The following is a 1,551-nucleotide window of genomic DNA, read 5'->3' on the forward strand; positions in this document are numbered from 1 at the left end:
AACGGTGTTGTTGCTGGTCGTGCCTGCGCGGCCTGGCTCGTTAAGGCGCTTGTCGCGATAGTTGGCAATGGTTTCAGCGGAAAGGGCTGCGAGAGAATACTTGCCCAGATGCTCCGTTAGCTTTTTAGCCTTGGAGATCTCACCGCGTTGAGTCGTAGGCTTCTTTGTAGGTGTAATGTCGGTCAGGTAGCGCTTGAGCGCTATTTCCAGCGTCATGCGCTCAGAGCCGCTGCGCTGGATGTACACACCGCGCACCATCTCGTCTTCGGTGCGTCGTGACCAATCCTCAGCGTCGCGTTTGGTGCGGAAGGTTTTGGCGTTGGTCGGCCATCCGGTCTTGCGGATAACGGCCTTCCAGGTGCCGGCAGGGGTTTTGACGATTGTAGCCATCTGAAGGACTCCAAAGGCGTGCAAGCGAAGCCGCACTGTACCTAATTTGTACCTTTAGACCATAGGACTGTATCTGAGGTGGTTCCGCCAAAAACACGAAAGCCGCGCAGTGCGCGGCTTTGAGTGTGGTGGGCCCACACGGACTCGAACCGTGGACCAAAGGATTATGAGTCCTCTGCTCTAACCAACTGAGCTATAGGCCCTCAGTAAGTGGCCGGATTATAACGAGGGTTTCGCACCTGTGCCATCTGAAAGATCCGATAGTGCTATGCGCAGAAACGCGGCGGCGAAATCTTCTGCGGGCAGTGGCAGGCTGACGATGTAGCCCTGGATCTGCTCGCAGCCTTCGGCAGCCAGAAAACGTTGCTGGGCCTGGTTCTCGACGCCTTCGGCGATGATGGTCAATTGCATGCTGCGGCCCAAGGCAATGATCGCGCGGGCGATGGCGGCGTCGTGAGGGTCGTCGGGCAGGCCGCGGATGAAGGACTTGTCGATCTTGAGGATGTCCAGCGGCAGGCGCTTGAGGTAACTCAGCGAGGAATAGCCGGTGCCGAAGTCGTCGATGGCCAGTTGCACGCCGAGTTTTTTCAACTGGTGCAGCACAGCCAATGCTTCCTCGGCCTGGCTCATGATGAAGTTTTCGGTAATCTCCAGCTGCAAATCGCCGGCTTTCAACCCATAGGTCTTCAGCAGCTGCTCAATACGCTTGGCCAGGCCATGGTGGCGCAACTGGGCGCCGGCGAGGTTGATTGACAGCGGGCCGAATGCCTCGTAGTCCCTTTTCCAGCGATGCATCTGCCGACAGGCCTGCTCCAGCACCCAGTCGCCCAGCTGAAGAATGGTGCCGTTCTCTTCCGCCAGGTGGATGAAGTGCTCGGGCGGTACTTCACCAAAGGTCGGGTGGCTCCAGCGGATCAGCGCTTCGGCGCCGACCAGGCTGTGGGTCTTCAGGCTGAGCTTGGGCTGGAAGCACAGGCTCATTTCATTGCGTTCGACGGCGCGGCGCAGTTCGTGCTCCAGGGCGATACGTTCGCTGGCCTGGGCGGTGAGGTCGCGGGTGTAGGCCTCTACGCGGTTGCGGCCTTTGGCCTTGGAGCGGTACATGGCGGCGTCGGCGTTGCGGATCAGGGTGGCGACGTCAGTGCCGTCCTGTGGATAAAG

Annotated in this window: 1 protein-coding gene, 1 tRNA gene and 1 pseudogene; all 3 read right to left on the reverse strand. The window is 59.4% G+C overall.

Going from position 1 to position 1,551, the window contains the following annotated elements; all coding sequences use genetic code 11:
- Positions 1 to 390 (reverse strand): annotated as a pseudogene (locus HP546_RS30045) (site-specific integrase); the annotation flags it as partial.
- A 126-nt stretch (positions 391 to 516) separates the two neighbouring features.
- Positions 517 to 593 (reverse strand) — tRNA-Ile (locus tag HP546_RS30050).
- Between the two features lie 16 nt (positions 594 to 609).
- Positions 610 to 1,551 (reverse strand): bifunctional diguanylate cyclase/phosphodiesterase (locus HP546_RS30055; RefSeq protein ID WP_172233470.1); only part of this gene is annotated, 942 nt, incomplete at its 5' end.

The organism is Pseudomonas sp. CM25 (assembly GCF_013179705.1).
Classification (GTDB): domain Bacteria; phylum Pseudomonadota; class Gammaproteobacteria; order Pseudomonadales; family Pseudomonadaceae; genus Aquipseudomonas.